At 71.5% G+C, this 8,749-nt stretch carries 6 protein-coding genes; all 6 read right to left on the bottom strand.

Going from position 1 to position 8,749, the window contains the following annotated elements:
* Positions 1-1,242, bottom strand: a 1,242-nt coding sequence (locus DW296_RS00115) for a DNA polymerase III subunit gamma and tau (protein WP_205807750.1), incomplete at its 3' end; no start/stop codon positions are given.
* A 126-nt stretch (positions 1,243-1,368) separates the two neighbouring features.
* On the bottom strand, positions 1,369-3,876 hold the full coding sequence (locus DW296_RS00110) for a glycoside hydrolase family 65 protein (RefSeq protein WP_136050579.1): 2,508 nt from the start codon (positions 3,874-3,876) through the stop codon (positions 1,369-1,371).
* Positions 3,873-4,631 carry a beta-phosphoglucomutase family hydrolase gene (locus DW296_RS00105; RefSeq protein ID WP_136050578.1) on the bottom strand — a complete coding sequence of 253 codons (759 nt, stop codon included), beginning with the start codon at positions 4,629-4,631 and terminating at the stop codon, positions 3,873-3,875. Before DW296_RS00105 ends, DW296_RS00110 begins: the two co-directional genes overlap by 4 nt.
* Before the next feature lie 99 nt (positions 4,632-4,730).
* Positions 4,731-5,951: an acetate/propionate family kinase gene (locus DW296_RS00100; protein ID WP_136050577.1), complete on the bottom strand. Its 1,221-nt coding sequence runs from the start codon at positions 5,949-5,951 to the stop codon at positions 4,731-4,733.
* Complete coding sequence (gene pta / locus DW296_RS00095; RefSeq protein ID WP_136050576.1) at positions 5,948-8,077, bottom strand: phosphate acetyltransferase; 2,130 nt, start codon at positions 8,075-8,077, stop codon at positions 5,948-5,950. The genes DW296_RS00100 and pta overlap by 4 nt, the downstream gene beginning before the upstream one ends.
* 62 nt (positions 8,078-8,139) lie before the next feature.
* Positions 8,140-8,749 (bottom strand): hypothetical protein (locus tag DW296_RS00090; RefSeq protein WP_136050575.1); only part of this gene is annotated, 610 nt, incomplete at its 5' end.

Raw genomic sequence — 8,749 nt, 5'->3', positions numbered from 1 at the left:
CTCGGGCTCGGGCGGGACAGCCGCCGCGGGCGGCGCGGACGTCGGCGGGATCACCGGCGGATGCGTCGTCGCCGGCGGGTGCAGCGCGCCCGATGCCGAGGCGCCGGAGGCGGCCGAGCCACCGGGAGCGGCAGCGAGGACACGGGCGACCATGAGCTCGAGGTGGAGCCGCGGTGACGTGGCTCCGGACATGTCGTCGAGCGCCGCGCTGACCACGTCGGCCGTGCGGGAGAGCCGCGCGGCACCGAAGGACTCGGCCTGGCGGCGCATCCGGTCGAGCTCGTCCTCGGCGATGCCGCGGAGCACGGCGGAGGCACCGGAGCCGACGGCGGCGATGACGATGAGGTCGCGCAGGCGCTCGAGGAGGTCGTCGACGAAGCGCCGCGGATCCTGTCCGGTCTGCACCACGCGGTCGATGGCCGGGAAGGCGGTCGCGGCGTCGCCCGCGGCCAGCGCATCGACGATCTCGTCGAGGAGCGCCCCGTGGGTGTACCCGAGCAGCGCCACCGCCCGCGCGTAGCCGACCGTGACGGTCTCGGAGCCGGCCGGGGCATCCGATCCCGCGATCAGCTGGTCCAGCAGCGACAACGTGTCGCGGGGAGAGCCTCCCCCGGCGCGGACGACGAGCGGCAGCACACCCTGTTCGACGATGACGCCCTCTTCGGCGCACAGCTTCTCGACGTACTCGAGCATCGCGGCGGGCGGCACCAGCCGGAACGGGTAGTGATGCGTGCGCGAGCGGATCGTGCCGAGCACCTTCTCGGGCTCCGTCGTGGCGAAGATGAACTTGACGTGCGGCGGGGGTTCCTCCACCAGCTTCAGCAGCGCGTTGAAGCCCTGCGGGGTCACCATGTGCGCCTCGTCGAGGATGAAGATCTTGAAGCGGTCACGGCTCGGGGCGAAGGTGGCCCGCTCCCGCAGGTCGCGCGCGTCGTCGACGCCGTTGTGGCTCGCGGCGTCGATCTCGACCACGTCGAGCGATCCGCCGCCCGCCCTGGACAGCTCGACACAGCTCGGGCAGGTCCCGCAGGGGGTGTCGGTCGGCCCCTCCGCGCAGTTCAGGCACCGGGCCAGGATGCGCGCGGAGGTGGTCTTGCCGCAGCCGCGGGGACCGGAGAAGAGATAGGCGTGCCCCACGCGGTCGCCGCGCAGCGCGGTCATGAGCGGATCGGTCACCTGCGACTGCCCGATCATCTCGCCGAACGTCTCGGGTCGGTAGCGGCGGTAGAGGGCTGTGGTCACCCCTCCAGCCTACGGCGTGCCACCGACGTTGCTCCCCTCCCGGTCGACCCGGTCCCTTTCACGCGAGCCACCCCTCTGCGTGCGTCCGGAACGGGGTGGGACGCACGCAAAGGGGTGGGTGGGCGATCAGTCGAGATTCTCGATGACGGGGATCGCGCTCGTGATCACCGGGACCGAGGCGGAGAGACGGGTGCCGTCGTCGCGACGGGCGTCGGCGAACTCCTGCAGGGTCGGGCGTCCGGGGATCACGGGCCCCTGGTTCGCGAGCGGGACGATGACCTCATCCTCCAGCGTCGCGATGTACGCGTTGTCACGCACGCTGAACGGCACCGGAGGGCCGCTGCGCACCTGCACCCGCAGCTCGTGCCGCGTGACGGTCACCTGCATCGCCGTCCCCTGCCACTGCAGCGGGAACGACAGCGACGGCCAGGACTCGGGGAGCCGCGGGTCGAAGCTGAGGTCGCCGCCGTAGTCGCGCATGCCGCCGAAGCCGCAGACGAGGGCCGTCCAGACGCCACCGGCCGAGGCCACGTGCACGCCGTCCGCCGCGTTGTGGTGCAGGTCGTGCAGATCGACGAACAGCGACTGCTCGAAGTACTTCTGCGCGAGGTCCTGATAGCCCACCTCGGCCGCGAGGATCGACTGCACGACCGCGGACAGGGTCGAGTCGCCCGTCGTCAGCGGGTCGTAGTAGTCGAAGTCGGCCTTCTTCTCCTCGGGCGAGAAGTGGTTGCCCTGCAGGAACAGCGCCAGCACGACATCGGCCTGCTTGAGCACCTGGAAGCGGTAGATCACGAGCGGGTGGAAGTGCAGCAGCAGCGGGCGCTGGTCGGCCGGGGTGTTCGCGAGGTCCCAGACCTCCCGCTCCAGGAACAGCGAGTCCTGCGGGTGGATGCCGAGGCTCTCGCTGTACGGGATGTACATCGCCTCCGCCGCCCGCTCCCAGGACTCCGCCTCACCGGAGCCGAGACCCGTCCGCTCGACGAGGGCCGCGTAGTCCTCCGGGTAGCTGTCGCGGATCTCCCGCACGACCTTCGCCGCGTAACGGAGGTTGTACCGCGCCATGACGTTCGTGTACAGGTTGTCGTTCACGACGGTCGTGTACTCGTCCGGGCCGGTGACGCCATGGATGTGGAACGTCTGGAGGCCGTCGCCGGCACCAGACTGCTCCACGAGCCGCGACCCCCGCCAGAAGCCCAGGGTGGCCCAGAGCCGCGCGGTCTCGATCGCGACGTCGGCACCCTCGCGGCGCAGGAACGCCTCGTCCCCGGTCGCCCGCACGTACTTGCCGAGCGCGAAGCTGATGTCGGCGTTGATGTGGTACTGCGCGGTGCCGGCGGCGTAGTACGCCGAGGCCTCCTCGCCGTTGATCGTGCGCCACGGGAAGAGCGCTCCGGCCTCGTTGAGCTGAGCGGCCCGGCGGCGCGCCGCGGGGAGCATCTTCACCCGGGCCCGGAGAGCGTTGTACGCCCAGCGCGGCGTCGTGTAGGTGAGGAACGGGAGCACGTAGATCTCGGTGTCCCAGAAGTAGTGGCCGCTGTAGCCGGAGCCGGTCAGTCCCTTGGCGGGGACGCCGGCGCCGTCCGCCCTGGCCGAGGCCTGAGCGAGCTGGAACAGGCACCAGCGGGTGGCCTGCTGCAGGTCGTCGCGCCCGCCGATCTGCACGTCGCTGCGCTCCCAGAACGCGTCGAGCCACTCGCGCTGACGACGGAACACCGCCTCCACGCCCTCGTCCGCTGCCCGGTCGAGCGAGCGACGGCAGCGGTCCACGAGTTCCCGCGGGGGCACGCCGCGCGAGGAGTGGTAGCTGACGAGCTTGGTGATCGTGATGGGCACGCCGGCCTTCGCCTGCACACGGAAGACGTTCTTGGCGATGTCCGGCTCGATGAGCGTCCGGACGTTGTAGTCGTTCTCCGTCTCGATGATGTGGTCGGCCACGACGGCGACGGTCATCCCGGACGCGGCGACCCGGTACGACAGCGCGGAGCGCAGCCCGTCCTGCCAGTGCTCGGCAGGCTCCAGCACACGGTCTGCGATGCGCTCGGCTTTGCGCGGATCGAACGCGGCACCCTTGGTCTTCATCGGGGAGCCGGCGTAGACGCCCGCCCCGTCCTGACGGTTGAGCAGCTGGCAGCTGATCGTGACCGGGGCGTTGGCGTTCTCGACGACGACCTCGAGTCGCAGCACCGCGAGGTGCCGCTCCTCGAAGCTCACCAGACGCTGATCCCGCATGCGCACCCGCTTGCCGGAGGGGGTCTCCCAGACCACGCGCCGTTCCAGCACACCCGTGCGCATGTCGAGCGTGCGGGCGTACTCGCGCACGTCCGCGTCGTCGAGGGAGATCGGCTCGTCGTCGACGTAGAGCCGCATCACCTTGGCGTCGGGGGCGTTGACGATGGTCTGGCCGACCTCGGCGAAGCCGTACGCCTGCTCGGCATGCCGGATGGGCCACGTCTCGTGCAGTCCGTTGATGAAGGTGCCGTGCTCCTGCGCGCCGCGCCCCTCGATGTGGTTGCCCCGGAGTCCGAGGTAGCCGTTGCCGACCGAGAACAGCGTCTCGCCGACGCCCTCCTCCGAGTAGCGCGTCTCGATGAGACGCCACGGGTCGACGGGGAAGCGGTCGCGGTCGATCATGCGGTCTCCGGGCTGTCGGTACGGGCGGCGGGAAGCAGGACGCCGAGGTCGTCGACGACGTGGGTGGCGCCGGCGGCGCGGAGCGCATCGGCGCCGGCGCCCCGGTCGACGCCGATGACGACGGCGTAGCCGGCCGCGGCGGCGGAGGCGGCTCCGGAGGTGGCGTCCTCGACGGCGATGCTGCGGGCGGGGTCGACGCCGAGGGCCGTGGCGCCGGCGGCGAACATGTCGGCCGCGGGCTTGGAGGCGAGGTGCTCGCGCTCGGCGACGACGCCGTCGATCACGACGCGGAAGAAGGACCGGATGCCGGCGGCCGCCAGCACCTCCTCGGCGTTCTTGGAGCTGGAGACGACGCCGAGGGGGATCCCGGCGGCGTGCAGCGCCTCGACCACAGCGAGGGAGCCGGGGAACGGAGCGATGCCCTGGCTGCGGAGGGACGTCGCGAACGCGGCGTTCTTGCGGTTGCCGATCCCGCAGATGGTCTCGGCGGACGGGTCGTCGTCCACGGATCCCCACGGCACCTCGACGTTGCGGCTGCGCAGCAGGCTCGCGACGCCGTCGTAGCGCTTCTTGCCGTCGACGTAGGCGAAGTAGTCCTCGTCGGTGTACGGCGGCGTGATGTCCCAGCGGGCGAAGACGTCATCGAAGACCGCCTTCCAGGCGCGCATGTGCACCTCGGCGGTCGGCGTGAGGACGCCGTCGAGGTCGAACAGCACACCGTCGGCGTGGAACAGGTCGGGCAGCGCGTCTGGCACAGAGCCTCCAGGAGAAGGACGAGGGTCGGGTCGGCACCTCTCCGTGCCACTGTGCAAGCGTAATGGCGGTGGCGCGCGCGGGGTAACCCCGGACCCGGATCAGAGCAGCTCGGCGGTCTGCCTGGCGATCTGCAGCTCCTCGTCGGTGGGGACGACGAGGACCGTCACGGCCGAGGCGTCCGTCGAGATGACGCGGACCCCGCGCTCCTTCGCCTCGTTGCGGGCGGGGTCGATCTCGATCCCCGCGAAGCCGAGCGTCGCCATCGCCGCTGCCCGTACGGGCGCCGCGTTCTCGCCGACGCCGGCGGTGAAGGACACGACGTCGACCCCGCCGAGCTGAGCGATGTACGCGCCGGCATAGGCCCGCAGACGGTGGACGTACACGTCGAAGGCGAGCGTGGCGGCCTCCTCGCCCGCGGCGACGCCGGCGAGGATGTCGCGCATGTCGCTGCGACCGGCGAGCCCCGCCAGCCCGCTGCGGGTGTTCAGCAGCGTGTCGAGGTCGTCGATCGTGTAGCCGGCGCGGCGGGACAGGTGCACGAGCGCGGCCGGATCGAGGTCGCCCGAGCGGGTCCCCATGACGAGGCCCTCGAGCGGTGTGAGGCCCATCGAGGTCTCCACCGAGCGCCCCCCGTCGATCGCGGTGACCGACGCGCCGTTGCCGAGGTGGAACACGAGCTGCCGGAGGGTCCCGAGGTCGCGCCCCAGGAAGCGCGCAGCGGTCTCGCTGACGTACTGATGGCTCGTGCCGTGGAAGCCGTACCGACGGACCCGGTGCTCGGCGGCGAGCGCGGCATCGATCGCGTACGTGTAGGCCGCCGGCGGGAGCGTCTGGTGGAACGCCGTGTCGAAGACCGCGACGTGCGGGACCTCGGAGAACACGGCACGCGCCGCCCGGATGCCGGCGAGGTTCGCCGGGTTGTGCAGCGGTGCCAGGACGGCGAGCTCGTCGATCTGCCGCTCGACGTCGGCATCGATCAGGGTCGGCGCGTAGAAGCGCGCCCCACCGTGCACGACGCGATGCCCCACCGCGACCGGCGCATGGGCGTCGAGCGAGGGACCGTGCGCGGCGAACTGCGCGCGCATGACCTCGAAGGCCGCGGCGTGGTCGGGGATGGACTGCTCGTCGCGGTAGGTGGCGTCAAGCATCGTCGCGGACGGTCCGTCACCCGGCTCCGGGCGCACGGTGTGGGCGACGGGGCTGGAATTCTGTCCGATGCGCTCGATGAGCCCGCTGGCGAGTTCGTCCTCGTGCGCGGTGTCGATGAGGCTGTACTTCAGCGAGGACGAGCCGCTGTTGATGACGAGGATCGCGCTCACGCCTCCTCCCCCGCTCGTTCGGTGCCCTGGGCCTGGATCGCTGTGATGGCCACCGTGTTCACGATGTCGTCGACGAGCGCACCGCGGGACAGGTCGTTGATCGGCTTGTTGAGCCCCTGCAGCACCGGACCGATGGCCACGGCGCCGGCGGAGCGCTGCACCGCCTTGTAGGTGTTGTTTCCGGTGTTGAGGTCGGGGAAGACGAACACGGTCGCCCGCCCCGCCACCGCCGAGTCCGGCAGCTTGGCCTTGGCGACCGCCGCGTCGGCGGCGGCGTCGTACTGGATGGGACCCTCCACGAGGAGTTCGGGAGCGCGCTCGCGCACGAGCGCCGTCGCCGCCCTGACCTTGTCGACGTCGGCCCCCGACCCGGACTCGCCGGTGGAGTACGACAGCATCGCCACGCGAGGATCGATGCCGAACTGCCGGGCGGTGGTGGCGGACGAGATCGCGATGTCGGCGAGCTGTTCGGCCGTGGGATCGGGGATCACCGCGCAGTCGCCGTACACGAGCACGCGGTCGGCGAGGGCCATGAGGAACACGCTGGAGACGACGTTCACCCCCGGCTTCGTCTTGATGATCTCGAAGGACGGACGGATCGTGTGCGCCGTGGTGTGCGCGGCGCCGGAGACCATGCCGTCGGCGAGCCCGAGGTGCACCATCATCGTCCCGAAGTAGGAGACGTCGGTGACGGTGTCGGCGGCCTGCGCGAGGGTGATCCCCTTGTGGGCGCGCAGCCGGGCGTACTCGGCGGCGAAGCGCTCCACGAGGGCCGGGTCGGTGGGACTCAGCACCTGAGCGCCCGCGATGTCGAGGCCGAGTTCCGTCGCCCGCGCGCGGATCGCACCGTCGTCGCCGAGGATCGTCAGCTCCGCCACCTCGCGGGAGAGCAGCGCCGCCGCCGCCCGGAGGATGCGGTCGTCGTCGCCCTCGGGGAGGACGATGTGGCGACGGTCGGACCGCGCACGTTCCATCAGGCCGTACTGGAACATGAGCGGCGTAACGACGTGCGACTCGGCGAGCCCGAGCTGCTCGGTGAGCTCGACCACATCGACATGCGCCTGGAAGAGTCCGAGCGCCCGGTCGTAGCGACCGCGCGAGTCGGCGGAGATCCGGCCACGGGTGCCCATCACCCGCACCGCCGTGTCGTAGGTGCCGAGGTCGGTGGTGATGATCGGCACCGAGGAGGCGAAGCCGTCGAGCAGCTGGAGGATCGGGTCCGGCAGCGGGAAGGGCCCGTTGAGGATGATCCCGGCGATCCGCGGGAACGTGCCGGAGGAGTCCGCGAGGAGGGCGGCGAGCAGCACCTCGGTGCGGTCGGCGGGGATCACGACGACGGCTTCGTCCGTGAGGCGCGGCAGGACGTTCACCATCGACATACCGGCCACGACGATCGACAGCGCGACGGCGGTCAGACGATCCTCGTCGCCCTTGAGCACCGTCCCGTCGACCGCGGAGACGATGCCGCGGATGGACGGCGCGACGAGCGCGCGATCCTCCGGCAGCGCCCAGACCGGGGTGCCGGCGGGGACGACGGCCCGCACCGCGTCGACGATGGCATCCAGCCCGTCGGGGTCGGCCCTGTTCACGGCCACCGCGAACAGCTCCGCGCGCTCCTCGGCGAGTTCCGGCAGCGCCAGGGCGGCGATCTGGCCGACGGCGGCGGGCACCCGGGCGGTCGTGGTGCCGAGCTGCTCGGCCTGCCGCTGCTGGTCCCGGCCGCTCAGCACGAGCAGGACGGGGGCGCCGAGGTTGGCCGCGATCCGGGCGTTGAAGCCGAGCTCGGCGGGGCTCGCGACGTCGGTGTAGTCGCTGCCGACGATCACGACGGCGTCGCACTGCGCCTCGACGGCCTTGAAGCGCGCGACGATGGTCGACAGCGCGCCCTCCGGATCGGCGCGCACATCGTCGTAGGTGACGCCGATGCAGTCCTCGTAGTCGAGCTGGACGCCGTCGTGGGCGAGCAGCAGCTCGAGGATCTCGTCCCTCTCGGCGACCGCCCGGGCGATCGGGCGGAAGACGCCGACGCGCGGCGACACGCGCATCAGCGCATCGAGCACCCCGAGGGCGATCGTCGACTTCCCGGTGTGGCCTTCGGCCGAGGTGATGTAGATGCTCCGCGACACGGCTCCAGCTTAGGCGGGCACCCCGACACGGCGCCCCTGCGCTGCCGTGACAAACGTGGGCGTCACTCGCACGGTCCGGAGAGCACGTCGACGACCGCCGTCGCGTCCTCCTGATACCGCGTGTAGTAGTCCCGATCGGTGTTGACCTGCACCCGGTGGATGGCATGCGAGGGCGTCATCGACCGCCAGTCGGGGACCCGACCGAGGCGGTCGAAGAACAACCGGGCCGCGGTGGCGGGATCCATCCGCTGCTCCGCGCTCCCCCACCAGTCCTGCTGCTGGAAGAGGCCGATGCTCGTCGTGCGCGATCCATCCGTATTGGTCCAGCCGCGCGTCTCCCAGTCCCCGTAGTCGATGTTGCGGAGGCTGCTCTCCCCCATCGCGGTCATGACGCCGAGGATCTGGCCGTCCCGCGCGAACCCGAGCTCGTCGGCGGTGCGGATGATGGTCGCGGCGTTCTCGAGCTGTTCGCCGCTCCATCCGGCGACGCCCGCCCGGGGGAAGGTCGACGGCCGGTCGAGGCAGACCGGCGCCGGATCCCTCGCCAGCCCCAGGGGGATGAGCACGAACAGCACCGCCACCACGGCCACCACCGCGGCCGACACGGCGACGCGCTGCAGGATCCGCTTCCGCCGGGCACGCCGGGCGGCCCGACGGCGGGCCTCGCGGCGT

This window comes from Microbacterium sp. K36 (assembly GCF_004794355.1).
Lineage (GTDB): Bacteria > Actinomycetota > Actinomycetes > Actinomycetales > Microbacteriaceae > Microbacterium > Microbacterium paraoxydans_D.
Note: the sequence above shows the minus strand (reverse complement) of the source record. Positions and strands in the feature narration are given on the sequence as shown.